Origin of the sequence: Serratia sp. L9 (genome assembly GCF_050632285.1) — a bacterium.
Taxonomy (GTDB): Bacteria; Pseudomonadota; Gammaproteobacteria; order Enterobacterales; family Enterobacteriaceae; genus Chania.
Map to the genome: position 1 here is coordinate 5217085 of NZ_CP192591.1, position 17934 is coordinate 5235018.

Below are 17934 nucleotides of genomic sequence, written 5' to 3' on the forward strand. Positions count from 1 at the left end.
GGCTTCAGGTGGCATGCACATGTCGCTTCGCTGGTCACAACCGCGCCAAATGATTACAATACGCTTCCTGCATGGCGCGTAACGCAATTTTCTCTCCGTACTGAGTAATGGCAAGTCAATGACGAAAAAACTACATATCAAAACCTGGGGCTGCCAGATGAATGAGTACGACTCATCGAAAATGGCAGATTTACTGGGAAGCACACACGGTTACCAGTGGACCGAAAACGCTGAGGAAGCGGACGTGTTGCTACTCAATACCTGCTCTATTCGCGAGAAGGCGCAGGAAAAGGTTTTCGCTATGTTAGGCCGCTGGCGGCTGCTGAAAGAGAAAAACCCTGAGCTGATTATTGGCGTAGGTGGCTGCGTTGCCTCACAGGAAGGCGAGCATATTCGCCAACGCGCTCCCTGCGTTGACATTATTTTCGGGCCACAAACCCTGCATCGCCTGCCGGAAATGATCAACCACGTTAGCGGCACCCGCAGCCCGATTGTGGATATCAGCTTCCCGGAAATAGAAAAATTTGACCGTTTGCCAGAACCTCGGGCCGAAGGGCCAACCGCCTTTGTCTCGATCATGGAAGGCTGCAACAAATACTGTACTTTCTGCGTGGTGCCTTACACCCGTGGTGAAGAAGTCAGCCGCCCAAGCGACGATGTGCTGTTTGAAGTCGCACAGCTTGCCGCCCAGGGCGTGCGAGAGGTCAACCTGCTGGGCCAGAACGTAAACGCTTATCGTGGGGCAACCTATGACGGTGGTATCTGCTCTTTTGCCGAATTGCTGCGCCTGGTGGCGGCTATTGACGGGATAGACCGCATCCGCTTCACCACCAGCCACCCGATTGAGTTCACCGACGACATCATTGCGGTGTATGAAGATACGCCAGAGCTGGTCAGCTTCCTGCATCTGCCGGTGCAAAGTGGTTCCGACCGGGTTTTGACCATGATGAAACGCGCACACACCGCGCTGGAATATAAAGCGATTATCCGCAAGCTGCGTAAAGCGCGGCCTAATATCCAACTCAGTTCTGATTTCATCATCGGCTTCCCAGGAGAAACCCTGGCGGATTTTGAGCAGACCATGAACCTGATCGCCGAAGTCAACTTCGATACCAGCTTCAGCTTTATTTACTCTTCGCGCCCCGGCACTCCGGCGGCGGACATGGTTGATGACGTCAGCGAAGAAGAGAAAAACAGCGGCTGTACATTCTGCAAGACCGGATCAATCAGCAGGTGATGCAGTTCAGCCGCCGCATGCTGGGCACCGTGCAACGCATTCTGGTGGAGGGCACTTCGCGCAAGAGCGTAATGCATCTGTCTGGCCGCACCGAGTGCAACCGGGCGGTCAACTTTGAAGGCACACCGGATCTGATTGGCCAGTTTGTCGATGTCGAAATAACTGAAGTGTTAACCAACTCACTGCGCGGTACCCTGATCCGCACCGAACAGCAGATGGAACTGCGCGTGCATGAATCACCTCATTCGGTGATTGCACGTACCCGTAAGGAAGATGAACTGGGCGTCGGTAGTTTTCAGCCTTAAGCCCGGGGCTGCCTATCTGCCCTGCCATCTTGGCATTTTCCTTTTCTCTGCCGGGCAAGACCTGCCCGGTGATTTTGTTTTTTTGATGATTATGAGGCAACACAATAATGCAACTCCCACACTGCCCGAAGTGCAACTCCGAATACACCTACCAGGATAACGCCCTGTTCATCTGCCCTGAGTGCGCCCATGAGTGGAGCGACAGCGCGGCCGTTGAAGATGCCGATACCCTGATTGTCAAAGATGCCAACGGCAACCTGCTGGCCGATGGTGATGCGGTCACGGTGATCAAGGATCTGAAAGTCAAGGGCAGTTCTTCGATGCTGAAGATCGGCACCAAAGTGAAAAACATCCGTCTGGTGGAAGGCGATCACAACATCGATTGCAAAATTGATGGTTTTGGCCCGATGAAGCTGAAATCCGAGTTTGTTAAAAAGAACTGATCCTTCCCGCCAGCGTTGAAAACGCACTTATACCCGATGAATTTCAAGTTGGCCGCGCTAGCGCATCCGTGCGCTCGCGGCATTTGTATATCCCTGTACAGCCTGGCCGCTCATCCGCTGGAGCTGATTTAAGTCAGTGACTGGGGACGAATCGGTCAGGAACCGATTTGAAAGTTGTGAGCAGCAGGCCATAGAGGAAATCACAATGGCTTGATTTATGAATATTTTAACGCTGTTTGCAGCGGCCTCGCCGGGCTGAGCTCACGGATGAGCCTCGTAACCGAGTTACGCTAACAACGCTGCAGCTTGGAAGGCAACGGGTATAGACCTATGAGCCAAACTATTTGGCTCATATTGCTTTCTTCCCCCTTGAATTCCTCGCGCTGCGCACAGATAGATCAGGGGTAAACTTGCGCCCATGCCACACACCATGAATAATTCAAGGTGGAGTGCTCAGGGCTTGCCCTGAATGCGCGCGCTGAAACCGCGTTTCGTGACATCAACCAGGCCCTATGTGACCTAGAGGAATAGTTTGAACGTCGCAACACAAGAAATCCTGTTAGAGCCCGCAGACAACCAACGGCTGTTGAGCCTTTGCGGCCCGTTTGATGACAATATCAAACAACTCGAGCGCCGGTTGGGTATTGAAATCAACCGCCGTGATAACCGTTTCAAGCTGGTCGGTAAAAACCTGTGCGTGGTTGCCGCCGCAGATATCCTGCGCCATCTGTATGTGGACACCGCGCCCATCCGTGGCGTGACCCCGGATATCGATCCAGAACAGATCCACCTGGCTATCAAAGAGAGCCGGGTGCTGGAGCAGGTTGCCGAGGGCGTACCGGATTACGGTAAAGCGGTGAACATCAAAACCAAGCGCGGTATGGTGAAGCCCCGCACGCCGAACCAGGCGCAATATATCGCCAATATTTTCGCTCACGACATCACCTTCGGCATTGGCCCGGCGGGTACGGGTAAAACCTATCTGGCGGTGGCAGCTGCGGTCGATGCGCTGGAGCGCCAGGAAATCAGGCGTATTCTGCTGACCCGCCCTGCGGTAGAAGCGGGTGAGAAACTCGGCTTCCTGCCGGGGGACCTTAGCCAGAAAGTCGATCCCTATCTGCGCCCGCTGTATGACGCCCTGTTTGAAATGCTGGGCTTCGAACGGGTGGAAAAACTGATCGAGCGTAACGTGATTGAAGTGGCACCTTTGGCCTATATGCGTGGCCGCACGCTGAATGATGCCTTTATCATTCTGGATGAAAGCCAGAACACCACTATCGAACAGATGAAGATGTTCCTGACACGCATCGGCTTCAACTCAAAAGCGGTGATCACCGGCGATGTAACCCAGATTGATCTGCCACGTAACCAGAAATCTGGTCTGCGCCACGCGGTGGAAGTGCTGTCTGAGGTGGAAGAGATCAGCTTCAACTTCTTCCACAGCGAAGACGTGGTTCGCCACCCGGTGGTGGCCCGTGTCGTTATCGCCTATGAAGCCTGGGAGGCCGCCGAGCAGAAACGCAAAGACGCCATCGCCGAACAGCGTAAACGTGAAACAACGATGACTTCTGAGCAGGAAACACCATGAGCCAGGTGATTCTGGATTTGCAAATTGCCTGTGCCAGCAGCGAAGGGTTACCCAGCGAAGCCACCTTCCAGCGTTGGCTGGAAGGCGTTTTACCGCAGTTTCAGGAAGAAGCCGAAGTGACAATCCGCCTGGTAGATGAGGCGGAGAGCAACCAACTGAATCTGACTTACCGCGGCAAAGACAAGCCCACCAATGTACTGTCATTTCCGTTCGAAGCGCCGCCGGGGATTGAATTACCGCTGTTGGGCGATTTGATCATTTGCCGCCAGGTAGTTGAACAGGAAGCGGTTGAGCAACAGAAAACGCTGGAAGCACACTGGGCGCATATGGTTGTTCACGGTAGCCTTCATCTGCTAGGGTATGATCACATCGAAGACGATGAAGCCGAAGAAATGGAATCTTTGGAAACCGAGATTATGCAGGAGATGGGTTACCCGGACCCTTACCTCGCGGAAAAAGATCCCACCTGATGTTAGCTGAGCATCCCACAGCCCCAATTGGGGCTGTCGCTAACTTTGATAACTCTTACATGAGTGATATTAACTAAAACGCCATGAGCGACGACCATTCACAAAGCAATGACAGCCCCAGTCCCAAGAAGGGGTTCTTTACTCTTATCCTTAACCAGCTGTTCCACGGTGAACCCAAAAACCGTGGCGATCTGGTAGAGCTGATCCGTGATTCCGAGCAAAACGACCTGATCGATCCCGATACCCGAGACATGCTGGAAGGCGTGATGGATATCGCCGAGCAGCGCGTGCGCGACATCATGATCCCGCGCTCCCAGATGGTAACGCTCAAGCGTAACCAAACGCTGGAAGAGTGCCTGGACGTGATAATCGAATCCGCCCACTCTCGCTTCCCGGTGATCAGTGAAGACAAAGATCATATCGAAGGCATTCTGATGGCCAAGGATTTGCTGCCGTTTATGCGCACAGATTCCGAGCCGTTCAGCATCGACAAGGTGCTGCGTACCGCCGTGGTGGTACCGGAAAGCAAGCGGGTTGACCGGATGTTGAAGGAGTTCCGCTCCCAGCGTTATCACATGGCGATCGTCATTGATGAATTCGGCGGTGTCTCTGGTCTGGTGACCATTGAAGACATTCTGGAACTGATTGTCGGTGAGATTGAAGACGAATACGACGATGAGGACGATCTGGATGTTCGCCAGCTGAGCCGCCATATGTTCACCGTGCGGGCACTGGCCTCCATCGAAGACTTTAACGAAACCTTTGGTACCCATTTCAGCGATGATGAAGTTGACACCATCGGCGGCCTGGTGATGCAAGCCTTTGGCCACCTGCCGGCGCGTGGGGAAACCATTGAAATCGAGGGTTACCTGTTTAAAGTTGCGATGGCCGACAGTCGACGTATCATCCAGGTTCATGTCAAAATTCCGGACGATTCTCCGCAACCGAAACTGGAAGAATAAATCACACATGGCTAAAGCCTCTTTACTTGAACGCCAGCGGGTTCGCGCCCTGCTGGCGCTGTTATCAGGTGCCTGCGGAACGCTGGCGTTCTCCCCATATGATATCTGGCCTGCTGCCATTGTCTCCCTGTTCGGCCTGCTGGCCGTTACCCTCAACCGCACGACCAGACAATCCGCCCTGCTCGGTTTCTGCTGGGGAATGGGGCTGTTTGGCAGCGGTGTGAACTGGGTTTACGTCAGCATTGCCGATTTCGGTGGTATGCCGTTTGCCATCAATATCTTCCTGGTTGTCTTACTGGCTGCTTATCTTTCGCTGTATACCGGGTTGTTCACCGGGTTGCTGGCGCGTATCTGGCCACGAACCACCTGGTGGCGGCTGGCCATTGCCGCACCGGCGCTGTGGCAACTGACGGAGTTCCTGCGGGGCTGGGTACTGACCGGCTTCCCCTGGCTGCAATTTGGTTACAGCCAGATAGACGGGCCGCTGAAAGGCATCGCCCCTTTGCTGGGCGTGGATGCCATCACCCTTATGCTGATGTCCCTCAGTGGCTTGCTGGTGTTTGCAGTCAATCAGCGGCGCATCACCCCGGCGGTGATTGCCATTGCCATGCTGCTCTTGCCCTGGCCACTGCGCCAACTCCACTGGTTTACGCCACAGCCGGAAAAAGCGGTGAACATTGCACTGGTACAAGGCAACATCGAGCAGTCAATGAAGTGGGACCCGAAGGCCCTGCTGAGCACGCTGCAAACCTATCTGGATGAAAGCCGGCCGTTTATGGGCAAAGCGCCGATTATTATCTGGCCGGAGTCCGCCATTCCCGATGTGGAGAGCAACCAGAGCGGCTTCCTGACCATGATGGACGATCTGATGCGCGCCAAGAACAGTAGCCTGATCACCGGCATCGTGGACGCCCGAGCCACGCCACAAGGTACGCAATTCTTCAATAGCATCATCGTCCTGGGGGAAGAAAAGCCTTACAGCTACCCGGCAGCCGATCGTTACAACAAACACCACCTGGTGCCGTTTGGCGAGTTTGTCCCATTGGAGTCCTTGCTACGGCCGTTGGCACCTTTCTTTGACCTGCCTATGTCTTCGTTCAGCCGTGGCGGTTACGTGCAGCCGCAGTTAAGTGTACGGGGTTACAATCTGACGGCAGCGATCTGCTATGAAATCGTGCTCGGGCAACAGGTGCGGGACAACTTCCGCCCAGATACCAACTTCCTGTTGACCATCTCCAACGATGCCTGGTTCGGCCATTCTATTGGCCCGTGGCAACACTTCCAGATGGCGCGTATGCGTGCACTGGAATTGGGTAGACCGCTCTTGCGCGGTACCAATAACGGCGTGACTGCAGCCGTTGGCCCAACCGGCGAAGTGCTCGCTTCCATCCCACAGTTCACTCGCGACGTGTTGGAAGTCAACGTCACACCAACCACCGGCGTCACGCCTTATGCACGCTTTGGTTCTGCACCTGTGTGGATCATTACCGTGCTGCTGGGCTGCATTGCGCTGCTGGTTGGCTGGCGCCGCCGATAACGCTCCTTCAGGGCACGGTGCCAAGCCGTGCCCTTCTTCACGCCCAGGTAACATCTCAATCCCCTCGTCCTTCTGGCATGCTCCTTGCTTCATTTACCCGGTAATAGTGGTTGGTTTACTTTTTAGTGACGTCTTGCTGCCCTGACGCACAACTCCAGAGCATCGTGCGCACCTTTAGCGTGCATCGGGGGTTTATTGCATTAATTTGGTGCGCGTGATGTCGCAAAAAATGAAACAACTTAGTTTCATCTCGTTCACAATCGGCTATTTTCTATCAGTAATCTGTACTGAGACTATCTTTAAAACACGAAACGTAAATAGCCGTTTTAACCCGCCACTCTTTGAGTTCGGGCAATCACAACAGCAAAGGAGTTGGACCATGCAAATGCGTAAATTGGCGTTATCGTTGCTGCTGATCGGTATGGCAAGTAGCGTAGCCCATGCCGAAGAACTGACCGGTACGCTGAAGAAAATCAAAGATAACGGTGTGATTGTTGTTGGCCACCGTGAATCTTCAGTTCCTTTCTCCTACTACGACAATCAACAAAAAGTTGTGGGCTATTCCCAGGATTACTCCAACCAAATCGTTGATGCCGTAAAGAAAAAATTAAACGAGCCCAACCTGCAGGTGAAAATGCTGCCAATCACCTCGCAAAACCGTATTCCGCTGCTGCAGAACGGTACCTTCGATTTTGAATGTGGTTCTACTACCAACAACCTTGAGCGTCAGAAACAGGCTGCGTTCTCCAACACCATTTTTGTTGTCGGTACCCGCCTGCTGGTGAAGAAAGGCTCTGACATTAAAGATTTCAAAGATCTGGCCGGTAAACCTGTGGTAGTCACTTCCGGGACCACGTCTGAAGTACTGCTTAACAAGCTGAACGACAAAGATCAGATGAAAATGCGCATCATCAGCGCCAAAGACCATGGTGACTCTTTCCGTACCCTGGAAAGCGGCCGCGCAGTGGCCTTTATGATGGATGACGCACTGCTGGCTGGCGAACGCGCCAAAGCCAAGAAACCGGATCAGTGGGAAATCATCGGTACGCCGCAATCTCAAGAAGCCTATGGCTGCATGATGCGCAAAGACGATCCGGAATTTAAAAAGCTGGTCGATGACACCATCGCTCAGGCCCAAACTTCCGGTCAGGCTGCAAAATGGTTTGAAGTCTGGTTCAAGCAACCTATTCCACCGAAAAATCTCAACATGAACTTTGAGCTGTCTGATGACATGAAACAATTGTTTAAAGAGCCAAATGATAAGGCACTGAACTAATAAAAGATAAAGCCGGGCCCTATACCTTGAGGATTTCAAGTTGCAGCGTTATGACTTGTCGCTTGAAAGACAAAAGGCATAACCGGCTATGTTGATGGCTGACAACGGGACAGACAGGTATGCGGGGGGCCGTTCCCCTCCCGCATTTCTCCCTTTATCACTTACGGTATCACGCATAAAAACCAGCATGACTGGCGCGTTGCCGACGCTGAACGGTCATCAAGTTGTCAGGTGCCTTGCACCTGTTTAATGGAGTTTTTTATGTCGATAGATTGGAACTGGGGTATCTTCCTGCAGCAGGCCCCGTTTGGGAATACAACCTATCTGGGCTGGATCTGGTCCGGCTTTCAGGTAACGGTCGCCCTCTCCGTCTGCGCCTGGATTATTGCTTTCTTTATCGGTTCGCTGTTCGGTATCCTGCGTACCGTCCCCAACCGCTTTCTTTCCTCACTGGGCACCTGCTACGTTGAACTGTTCCGTAACGTTCCCCTGATCGTACAGTTCTTCACCTGGTATCTGGTGATGCCAGAACTGCTACCCGCTGAGATGGGCATGTGGTTCAAAACCGAGCTGGATCCCAACGTGCAGTTCTTCGTTTCCTCCATGCTGTGCCTTGGGTTGTTTACCGCTGCACGCGTATGCGAGCAAGTACGCGCCGCGATCCAATCGCTGCCACGCGGCCAACAGGCAGCCGGGTTGGCCATGGGCCTGACCCTGCCGCAAACCTATCGCTATGTGCTGTTACCGAACGCCTACCGGGTGATTGTGCCACCGATGACCTCGGAGATGCTTAACCTGGTGAAAAACTCCGCCATTGCCTCAACCATCGGGCTGGTAGATATGGCGGCCCAGGCCGGTAAGCTGCTGGATTACTCCGCGCATGCCTATGAATCCTTTACTGCTATCACCCTCGCTTATGTCGCTATCAACGCCGTGATCATGCTGTTTATGCGTATCGTCGAGAAGAAAGTGCAGTTGCCCGGCAATATGGGGAGTAAATAATGTACGAATTTGATTGGGGTTCGATTGTCCCAAGCTTCCCGTATCTGCTGCAGGGTTTGGGCGTCACGCTGAAAATCACCGTGACGGCCATCGTGTTCGGCATTATCTGGGGCACTATTCTGGCGGTGATGCGCCTGTCGCCGTTCAAGCCGATCAGTTGGTTTGCAGCGCTGTACGTCAACCTGTTCCGTTCCATACCGCTGGTGATGGTGCTGTTGTGGTTCTATCTGGTGGTTCCAAGCTTATTACAACAAGTTCTTGGGCTATCACCGAAAACCGATATTCGCCTGATCTCGGCTATGGTAGCCTTTTCCCTGTTTGAAGCCGCGTATTACTCGGAAATCATCCGTGCAGGCATCGAAAGCGTGTCACGCGGCCAATCCTCCGCCTCGTTGGCTCTGGGCATGACACGTTGGCAGTCGATGCGCCTGGTGATCCTGCCGCAAGCGTTCCGTGCGATGGTGCCCTTGCTGCTGACTCAGGGCATCGTGCTGTTCCAGGATACCTCGCTGGTTTACGTGCTGAGCCTGGCTGACTTCTTCCGTACTGCCTCAACCATTGGTGAGCGCGACGGTACGCAGGTGGAAATGATCCTGTTCGCCGGTTTGGTTTATTTTGTTATCAGTCTCGCCGCCTCGGCGCTGGTAAGCTATTTGAAGAAAAGGACTGTTTGATGATATCCCTGAAAAATGTTTCTAAGTGGTACGGTCACTTTCAGGTTCTGACTGATTGCACCACCGAAGTCAAAAAAGGCGAAGTGGTGGTAGTCTGCGGTCCTTCTGGCTCAGGCAAATCAACGTTGATTAAAACCGTCAACGGACTGGAGCCGATTCAGAAAGGCGATATTCTGGTTAACGGGACCGCGGTCAATAGCAAAAGCACCAATCTGGCGCAGCTGCGTTCCAAAGTGGGTATGGTGTTCCAGCATTTCGAGCTGTTCCCGCATTTGTCGATCATTGAGAATCTGACATTAGCCCAAGTGAAGGTCCTGAAGCGTGACAAAGACGCTTCGCGCGAGAAAGGCATGAAACTGCTGGAACGCGTAGGCCTTACCGCTCACGCCAACAAGTTCCCCGGCCAGCTTTCCGGCGGCCAGCAACAGCGTGTGGCCATTGCCCGGGCGCTATGCATGGACCCTATTGCCATGCTGTTCGACGAACCGACCTCCGCACTTGATCCAGAAATGATCAATGAAGTACTGGACGTTATGGTGAAGTTGGCACAAGAAGGGATGACCATGATGGTGGTAACGCACGAGATGGGCTTTGCCCGTAAAGTCGCCCACCGGGTGATCTTTATGGATGAAGGGAAAATTGTGGAAGATCGCAATAAAGACGACTTCTTCAACAATCCGCAATCAGACCGTGCCAAAGACTTCCTGGCAAAAATCCTGCACTGATATTACTGCCAGATGCGCCCTGCAACAGGGCGCATCAATAGTTCTTGTGTCTTTGGTGCTTTCCCCCGATCCTTCGAGTATTACCCGTCGTCTTTCAAACTATGGCTTGAAAGACGACGGGCATAACGATAACTCTGAAGGAGAAATTGATGTCTCGCCCTATTATCATCGATTGTGATCCAGGCCTTGATGACGCCATCGCCCTTGCTATGGCACTGCGTGCCCCAACCCTGGACGTGAAAGCCATCACCACCTCTGCCGGTAATCAGACCCCAGAAAAAACCCTGCACAATGCGCTTGGCCTGCTGGCACTGATGCAACGGGGAGATATCCAGGTGGCTGGCGGTGCCGCAAAACCTTTGATGCGTGACCTGGTGATTGCCGACTATGTGCATGGTAAAACCGGCATGGGCAACACTCACCTCCCCCACCCCATCAGCCAACCGGTAACACAAACTGCGGTAGAGTTGATTGCCGAACTGCTGCGCACCAGCCCGGAGCCCGTTACGCTGGTGGTCACAGGCCCAATGACCAATATCGCTTTGCTGCTGGCACAGCATCCGGAGCTGAAAGCGAATATCGAACGCATCGTCTTTATGGGCGGTGGGATGAACGCGGGTAACACCACACCAGTGGCCGAATTCAATATCTATGTCGATCCGGAAGCCGCGGAAATGGTGCTGCAATCCGGTGTACCGTTAACGATGGCCGGGCTGAACGTCACCCATCAGGCATTGGTATTACCGCAGGATATTGAACGTATTCGCAGCATAGATAACCCGGTCGCCAAGGCGGTTGCCAGCATGCTCGATTTCTATCTGCCGCTGTATCTCAGCCACCCACGTGGCCTGCCTGGGGCGGCAATGCACGATCCCTGCACTATCGCATGGCTGCTCGCCCCCGAGTTATTTGAAAGCCGTGAGCTGTGGGTTGGTGTAGAAACGCAGGGGAAATACACTGTTGGCATGACGGTGGTGGATGAGTTTGGTCAAAACGGTAAACCAGCCAACGTTGAGGTTCTGACCGGTATCCATCGCCAGGGCTTTATCGATCTGCTGGTCGAATGTGTCTCGCGCTATTAGTCTGCCAGGGGCGCCAGCGCGCCCCTGAAACAACACTGACCATCAAGGCTCGAATGGCCGGCGTTGGAACTGGTCATGCCCGCACTTGGGGCAGAGAGGTAAAATCTCTGGCGTATAGAAGGCAAGGTGGTAATGGCACTTCTCACAGACCAAATTGCCTAATCCGACAACCTCACCGCTGTGATACACGCCATGATGGCTGACATCTTTGAACACCTCACGCCATTCCAACTGCGTCTTATCCGTGATATCGGCAAGTTCTTGCCACAGGCTTTCTTTGATCACTCGCATAAATACGCTGTCTGTGAACTCTTCCTGGCTTTCTTCATAGCTGCGGGCGAACTCTTCAAGATCGCGGCGTACCGCCTGAGTTAACTGTTCGACCTCCTTATGTGTCAACTCCTCCACCTCGTTCAGGCGTCTCTCGGCGCTGGCAACCAACTCATCAATGTCACGCTCGCCGTTCTTCAAACGTTCTGTCAGTGATGTCACCAACTCGCGGTAATACTGAGCAACCTTGTTCATAGCCTCTCCTCAATGAACTACTGTGACAGGACTTCCCCTTTAAACTACCTTTTATCATTTTAGTCGTAAATGCCTGATGTGGCTTGGCAAGATGAGGGATTGACACATTGTGAGTCGTATCATGACAGGGTTATTTTTTAAATACGCCGTGTCTGGCCGCTTGGTGTTGTTGCCGAGAGGTCTTATCAGCTATGCTATGCGGATCTAAATACTAAAACAGAATGCTACGGATGTAGCTGTTTCACACCTACAGGACCACCGGCCGCCATGCAAGAGCAATACCGCCCCGAAGAGATAGAATCGAACGTACAGCTTCACTGGCAAGAGAAGCAAACTTTCAAGGTTACCGAAGACGCGAGCAAGGAAAAGTATTACTGCCTATCCATGCTGCCGTACCCTTCTGGTCGTCTGCACATGGGTCATGTTCGTAACTACACCATTGGCGACGTGATCTCCCGCTATCAACGTATGTTAGGCAAAAACGTGCTGCAGCCAATCGGCTGGGATGCGTTCGGCCTACCGGCGGAAGGCGCTGCGGTAAAAAACAACACCGCACCGGCCCCATGGACCTATGACAATATCGAGTACATGAAGAATCAGCTGAAACTGCTGGGCTTCGGTTATGACTGGGATCGCGAAATCGCCACCTGCAAACCTGACTATTACCGTTGGGAGCAATGGTTCTTCACCAAGCTGTACGAAAAAGGCATGGTTTACAAGAAGACCTCGGCGGTGAACTGGTGCCCACACGACCTTACCGTGTTGGCTAACGAACAGGTTATCGACGGTTGCTGCTGGCGCTGCGACACCAAAGTTGAACGCAAAGAGATCCCGCAGTGGTTTATCAAGATCACCGATTATGCCGATCAGTTGCTCAACGACCTGGATACGCTCGAAAGCTGGCCAGAGCAGGTGAAAACCATGCAGCGCAACTGGATTGGCCGCTCTGAAGGGGTAGAAATCACCTTCGACGTTGCCAACAGCGATGAGAAAGTCACCGTTTACACGACCCGCCCGGACACCTTTATGGGGGCGACCTACGTAGCGGTTGCCGCTGCTCACCCATTGGCTCAGCAGAGCGCGGTGAACAACCCGGCGCTGGCAGCATTTATCGAAGAGTGCCGTAACACCAAGGTCGCCGAAGCCGAAATGGCTACCATGGAGAAGAAAGGCATGGCCACAGGCCAGTTTGCTATTCATCCATTAAGCGGTGAGAAGCTGCCAGTCTGGGTAGCCAATTTTGTATTGATGGAATACGGCACCGGTGCGGTAATGGCCGTTCCTGGCCACGATCAGCGTGACTGGGAGTTCGCCACCAAATACGATTTGCAGATCAAACCGGTAATACTGAACCTTGATGGCAGCCAACCAGATGTCACTTCAGAAGCAATGACCGAAAAAGGCACTCTGTTCAACTCCGGCGAATTCGATGGGCTGGATCATCAGGCAGGTTTCAACGCCATTGCCGATATGCTGGTGACTAAAGGCGTGGGCCAGCGCAAGGTCAACTACCGTCTGCGTGACTGGGGCGTCTCCCGTCAGCGTTACTGGGGTGCTCCAATCCCAATGTTGACGCTGGAGGATGGTACCGTGATGCCAACACCGGAAGATCAACTGCCGGTGATCCTGCCAGAAGACGTAGTGATGGATGGCATCACCAGCCCGATTAAAGCCGATCCGCAATGGGCAAAAACCACCTTTAATGGCCAACCGGCGTTGCGTGAAACCGACACCTTCGACACCTTTATGGAGTCTTCCTGGTACTACGCACGTTATACCTGCCCACAGTACGACGAAGGGATGCTCGACCCGGCCGCGGCCAACTACTGGCTACCGGTGGATCAATATGTTGGCGGTATCGAACACGCCATCATGCACCTGATGTATTTCCGCTTCTTCCATAAACTGATGCGTGACGCTGGCCTGGTAGATTCTGACGAGCCGGCTAAACGTCTGCTGTGTCAGGGGATGGTGCTGGCAGACGCCTTCTACTACACCGGCAGTAACGGTGAGCGTATCTGGGTATCTCCGGTTGATGCCACCGTTGAGCGCGATGAGAAAGGCCGCCTTGTCAAAGCGACCGATCCAGAAGGCCGTGAACTGGTCTATGCTGGCATGAGCAAAATGTCGAAGTCGAAAAATAACGGCATCGACCCGCAGGTGATGGTAGAAAAATACGGCGCGGATACCGTTCGCCTGTTCATGATGTTCGCCTCACCGGCAGAAATGACGTTGGAATGGCAGGAATCCGGCGTAGAAGGAGCTAACCGCTTCCTGAAACGCGTATGGAAACTGGCGTACGAACACGTTGGGAAAGGGGCCGTTCAGCCGTTGAACGTAGCCGCACTGAATGAAGACCAGAAAGCGCTGCGCCGGGACGTCCATAAAACCATCGCCAAGGTTACCGACGATATTGGCCGCCGCCAGACCTTCAACACCGCCATTGCCGCAGTAATGGAGTTGATGAACAAACTGGGCCGTGCACCGCAGGAAGCCGAGCAGGATCGCGCTCTGCTACAGGAAGCGTTACTGGCGGTTGTCCGTATGCTGTATCCGTTCACTCCGCACGTTTGCTTCAGCCTCTGGCAGTCGCTGAACGGTGAAGGTGATGTGGATACCGCTGCATGGCCAGTGGCCGATGAAGCCGCTATGGTCGAAGACTCCAAGCTGGTTGTGGTACAGGTTAACGGGAAAGTACGTGGGAAAATCACCGTACCTGCCGATGCCACCGAACAACAAGTGCGTGAATACGCCGCCCAAGAGCATCTGGTGGCTAAATATCTGGAAGGGGTCACAGTGCGTAAAGTGATCTATGTTCCAGGAAAATTGCTTAACCTGGTTGTGGGTTAACACAAGGAGGCTTTGTGCGACATCGCATTCTGACGTTGTTGCTGGGGTTGGCGGTGCTGGTCACCGCTGGCTGCGGTTTTCATCTGCGGGGTAACTCGCAGGTGCCCACGGAATTACATACGCTGATCCTGGACAGCTACGATCCATTTGGCCCACTGACCCGTGCGGTGCGTGAACAATTGCGCCTGAGCGGTGCCAATGTGGTCAATTATGATCCGGCACACAAAGACGTGCCTTCGCTTCGTATCGTCAGTTCATCACAAAGCCAGGATACGGTTTCGATCTTCCAGGACGGTAAAACCGCAGAGTTTCAATTGGTGATGACTGTACAGGCTCAGGTCTTGATCCCTGGGCATGATTTGTACCCCATCAACGTCAAAGTGTTCCGCTCGTTCTTTGACAACCCATTGACTGCACTGGCAAAAGACTCCGAGCAGGAGATCATCTTGCAGGAAATGCGCCGTCAGGCTGCTCAGCAGATTATCCGTAAGCTGCTGTCAGTACACGCAGCAGAAATGGAGATTCAGCAAAAAGCCGCTACCGTTGGCGAAAAAGCGGCCAGCACTGGCGCACAATGATCCGTCTTTATCCTGAACAACTCGCTGCGCAACTCCGTGAGGGGTTGCGCGCTTGTTATTTATTGAGCGGTAATGAGCCACTGTTGCTGCAGGAAAGCCAGGATCTTATCCGTCAGGCTGCCCAGCAACAGCAGTTCACTGAACATTACAACATCACTCTGGACACTCACACCGACTGGGATGCTATTTTCAGCATCTGCCAGGCGATGAGTCTGTTTGCCAGCAGGCAAACCCTGCAGCTGATTTTCCCGGAAAACGGCCCGACGGCACCGATTGGCGAACAGCTAGTCAAACTGTCCTCTTTGTTGCATGAGGATATCCTGCTGGTATTGCGGGGCCCGCGCTTGACCAAAGCGCAGGAAAACAGTGCCTGGTTTAAAGCGCTCAGTACTCACGGCGCACTGATCAGTTGCCAGACACCAGAACAGGCACAATTGCCCCGCTGGGTCACCCAACGCGCTAAATCCATGCAGTTGGAGCTCGATGACGCAGCGAATCAACTATTGTGTTACTGCTATGAAGGTAACCTTCTGGCGCTGTCGCAGGCGTTGGAACGGTTGTCGTTACTGTACCCCGATGGCAAGCTGACTCTGCCACGCGTAGAGCAGGCGGTGAACGATGCCGCCCATTTCAGCCCGTTCCACTGGTTGGATGCCCTGCTGGCTGGCAAAAGCAAACGCGCCTGCCATATCCTGCAACAATTGCAGCAGGAAGATGTCGAACCGGTGATCCTGCTACGCACTGTGCAACGCGAACTGTTAACGCTGCTGGCCCTGCAACGCCGTATGGCAGCGACCCCGCTACGCACGCTGTTCGATCAGCAAAAGGTCTGGCAGAACCGTCGTAACCTGATCACCCAGGCATTACAGCGCCTGTCGGGCCAACAGTTGCAACAGGCGGTGCATTTGCTGGCACAAATCGAAATTACCCTCAAGAAGGATTACGGTCAGTCGGTCTGGGCGGAGCTGGAAACTCTATCGATGTTACTTTGCGGTAAGCCTCTGGCCACGGGTTTCTCCGATGCCTATTAACCCAGCGGCTCCACCTACCCTGCACGCCTTTTTCGGCGGTACGTTTGACCCAATCCACTACGGCCACCTGCGCCCGGTCGAAGCATTGGCAAAAGAGGTTGGCCTCAATCAGGTCACCTTGCTGCCAAATCATGTGCCGCCACATCGGCCACAGCCGGAGGCCAACGCTCAGCAACGGCTGAAAATGGTCGCACTGGCTATCGCCGAAAATCCCTTGTTTGCAGTGGACGACCGTGAGCTGCATCGCACCTCTCCGTCTTACACCATCGACACATTAGAAACGATTCGTAAAGAACGTGGCGCCTCCTTGCCTCTGGCGTTTATCATTGGTCAGGATTCACTGCTGACGCTGCACAAATGGCACCGCTGGCAGGCACTGCTGGATGTCTGCCATCTGTTGGTACTGGCGCGCCCTGGTTACAGCCAGCAGATGGATACGCCGGAATTACAACAGTGGCTGGAGCAGCATCGGGTTACTGATGCCACTCAACTCAGCCTCAGGCCTGAAGGTGCTATTTACCTGGCAGATACCCCACTGCTTGATGTATCCGCCACCGAAATACGCGAGCGCCGTCATCAGGGCATCAGTTGTGACGATCTGCTGCCACGTGCCGTACAGCGTTATATTGAGTTACAGGGTTTATATCGATAGGCCGCATGCTATACTGCGCCGCTATTTTTCAGGTAACCGCTGAAAACCCCAAGACCTTAGCTGGCCGGGCAGTTACCAGCTGGCTTTCAGCGGCATCCTGCCGACACCATCATTATTCAGACCGTTATTGCGAGCAATTGCCCGCTGCAGTCTGATGAACAGAAAACACCCGAGGGGGAACCTTTGCAAGGTAAAGCGCTCCAAGATTTCGTCATCGATAAAATTGATGACCTGAAAGGCGAAGATATTATCGCTCTCAATGTTCAAGGCAAATCGAGCATCACCGATTGCATGATCATCTGTACTGGCACCTCGACCCGCCACGTAATGTCGATCGCCAACTATGTCGTGCAGGAATCCCGTACCGCCGGTATGGAACTGCATGGTATGAAGGGCCAGGAAGCTTCTGACTGGGTAGTTGTCGATCTGGGCGAAGTTATCGTGCATGTGATGCAGGAAGAAAGCCGCCGTCTGTACGAACTGGAAAAGCTCTGGAGTTAAGTAGTGAAACTGCAATTGGTTGCAGTCGGCACTAAAATGCCAGACTGGGTGCAGACCGGCTTTATGGATTACCTGCATCGCTTTCCGAAAGATATGCCGTTTGAACTGACCGAAATCCCGGCGGGCAAGCGCGGCAAGAATGCGGATATCAAACGTATTCTGGAAAAGGAAGGCGAGCAGATGCTGGCAGCGGTGGGCAAAGGCAACCGCATCGTCACGTTGGACATCCCCGGAACACCGTGGGAGACGCCCCAGTTAGCGCAACAGCTTGAGCGATGGAAGCAGGATGGCCGGAATGTCAGCCTGCTGATCGGTGGCCCGGAAGGGCTGGCCCCGGCCTGTAAAGCCGCCGCCGAGCAGAGCTGGTCGCTCTCTCCGTTGACGTTACCGCATCCTTTAGTGCGTGTTTTGGTGGCTGAGAGCCTCTACCGCGCCTGGAGTATTACTACAAATCATCCTTACCACCGGGAATGACCGATGGTGACAGTAACAGAGT

At 53.6% G+C, this 17934-nt stretch carries 17 protein-coding genes and 1 pseudogene; 17 read left to right on the top strand and 1 reads right to left on the bottom strand.

Annotated features, from left to right (window positions below; all coding sequences use genetic code 11):
- Positions 1 to 118: 118 nt before the first annotated feature.
- The 11 genes and pseudogenes from miaB to rihA all read left to right on the top strand — a co-directional run bounded on the left by miaB (position 119) and on the right by rihA (position 11301).
- Positions 119 to 1542: pseudogene (gene miaB, locus ACQ86O_RS24825) on the top strand (tRNA (N6-isopentenyl adenosine(37)-C2)-methylthiotransferase MiaB).
- A gap of 107 nt (positions 1543 to 1649) precedes the next feature.
- Positions 1650 to 1985, top strand: a complete 336-nt coding sequence (locus ACQ86O_RS24830; RefSeq protein ID WP_431223282.1) for a zinc ribbon domain-containing protein YjdM — start codon at positions 1650 to 1652, stop codon at positions 1983 to 1985.
- Between the two features lie 532 nt (positions 1986 to 2517).
- Positions 2518 to 3573 carry a PhoH family protein gene (locus tag ACQ86O_RS24835; protein WP_431223283.1) on the top strand — a complete coding sequence of 352 codons (1056 nt, stop codon included), beginning with the start codon at positions 2518 to 2520 and terminating at the stop codon, positions 3571 to 3573.
- A complete protein-coding gene (gene ybeY, locus ACQ86O_RS24840; RefSeq protein WP_431223284.1) occupies positions 3570 to 4043 on the top strand; it encodes an rRNA maturation RNase YbeY in 474 nt (157 codons plus the stop codon). The genes ACQ86O_RS24835 and ybeY overlap by 4 nt, the downstream gene beginning before the upstream one ends.
- Positions 4044 to 4126: 83 nt before the next feature.
- Positions 4127 to 5005 carry a CNNM family magnesium/cobalt transport protein CorC gene (corC, locus tag ACQ86O_RS24845; RefSeq protein ID WP_431223285.1) on the top strand — a complete coding sequence of 293 codons (879 nt, stop codon included), beginning with the start codon at positions 4127 to 4129 and terminating at the stop codon, positions 5003 to 5005.
- A 7-nt stretch (positions 5006 to 5012) separates the two neighbouring features.
- Positions 5013 to 6542 carry an apolipoprotein N-acyltransferase gene (gene lnt, locus ACQ86O_RS24850; protein WP_431223286.1) on the top strand — a complete coding sequence of 510 codons (1530 nt, stop codon included), beginning with the start codon at positions 5013 to 5015 and terminating at the stop codon, positions 6540 to 6542.
- A gap of 379 nt (positions 6543 to 6921) precedes the next feature.
- Complete coding sequence (locus tag ACQ86O_RS24855; protein WP_431223287.1) at positions 6922 to 7818, top strand: amino acid ABC transporter substrate-binding protein; 897 nt, start codon at positions 6922 to 6924, stop codon at positions 7816 to 7818.
- Between the two features lie 261 nt (positions 7819 to 8079).
- The gene (locus ACQ86O_RS24860) at positions 8080 to 8820 is read left to right on the top strand and encodes an amino acid ABC transporter permease (RefSeq protein WP_431223288.1); all 741 of its coding nucleotides are present in this window, start codon (positions 8080 to 8082) and stop codon (positions 8818 to 8820) included.
- Positions 8820 to 9494, top strand: coding sequence for a glutamate/aspartate ABC transporter permease GltK (gene gltK, locus ACQ86O_RS24865; protein WP_431223289.1), 675 nt, complete (start codon positions 8820 to 8822; stop codon positions 9492 to 9494). Before ACQ86O_RS24860 ends, gltK begins: the two co-directional genes overlap by 1 nt.
- Positions 9494 to 10219, top strand: a complete 726-nt coding sequence (locus ACQ86O_RS24870; protein ID WP_431223290.1) for an amino acid ABC transporter ATP-binding protein — start codon at positions 9494 to 9496, stop codon at positions 10217 to 10219. The genes gltK and ACQ86O_RS24870 overlap by 1 nt, the downstream gene beginning before the upstream one ends.
- Positions 10220 to 10368: 149 nt before the next feature.
- Positions 10369 to 11301, top strand: coding sequence for a pyrimidine-specific ribonucleoside hydrolase RihA (gene rihA, locus ACQ86O_RS24875; RefSeq protein ID WP_431223291.1), 933 nt, complete (start codon positions 10369 to 10371; stop codon positions 11299 to 11301).
- Between the two features lie 42 nt (positions 11302 to 11343).
- Here rihA and ACQ86O_RS24880 read toward each other — a convergent pair whose 3' ends face one another.
- Positions 11344 to 11826, bottom strand: a complete 483-nt coding sequence (locus ACQ86O_RS24880; RefSeq protein WP_431223292.1) for a zinc ribbon-containing protein — start codon at positions 11824 to 11826, stop codon at positions 11344 to 11346.
- A 267-nt stretch (positions 11827 to 12093) separates the two neighbouring features.
- On the opposite strand from ACQ86O_RS24880, the gene leuS reads away from it, so the two are divergent.
- The 6 genes from leuS to rlmH all read left to right on the top strand — a co-directional run bounded on the left by leuS (position 12094) and on the right by rlmH (position 17912).
- On the top strand, positions 12094 to 14676 hold the full coding sequence (gene leuS / locus ACQ86O_RS24885; protein ID WP_431223293.1) for a leucine--tRNA ligase: 2583 nt from the start codon (positions 12094 to 12096) through the stop codon (positions 14674 to 14676).
- Positions 14677 to 14690: 14 nt separating this feature from the next.
- Positions 14691 to 15254, top strand: a complete 564-nt coding sequence (gene lptE, locus ACQ86O_RS24890) for an LPS assembly lipoprotein LptE (protein WP_431223294.1) — start codon at positions 14691 to 14693, stop codon at positions 15252 to 15254.
- Complete coding sequence (holA, locus tag ACQ86O_RS24895) at positions 15251 to 16285, top strand: DNA polymerase III subunit delta (protein ID WP_431223295.1); 1035 nt, start codon at positions 15251 to 15253, stop codon at positions 16283 to 16285. Before lptE ends, holA begins: the two co-directional genes overlap by 4 nt.
- Entirely contained in the window at positions 16275 to 16937 is a 663-nt protein-coding gene (gene nadD, locus ACQ86O_RS24900) for a nicotinate-nucleotide adenylyltransferase (protein WP_431223296.1), read from the top strand. The genes holA and nadD overlap by 11 nt, the downstream gene beginning before the upstream one ends.
- 183 nt (positions 16938 to 17120) lie before the next feature.
- Positions 17121 to 17438 (top strand): ribosome silencing factor, encoded by a 318-nt coding sequence (gene rsfS, locus ACQ86O_RS24905; RefSeq protein ID WP_431223297.1) that lies wholly within the window; start codon positions 17121 to 17123, stop codon positions 17436 to 17438.
- A gap of 3 nt (positions 17439 to 17441) precedes the next feature.
- Positions 17442 to 17912 (top strand): 23S rRNA (pseudouridine(1915)-N(3))-methyltransferase RlmH, encoded by a 471-nt coding sequence (rlmH, locus tag ACQ86O_RS24910; protein WP_004949595.1) that lies wholly within the window; start codon positions 17442 to 17444, stop codon positions 17910 to 17912.
- The last annotated feature ends 22 nt before the right edge of the window (positions 17913 to 17934 follow it).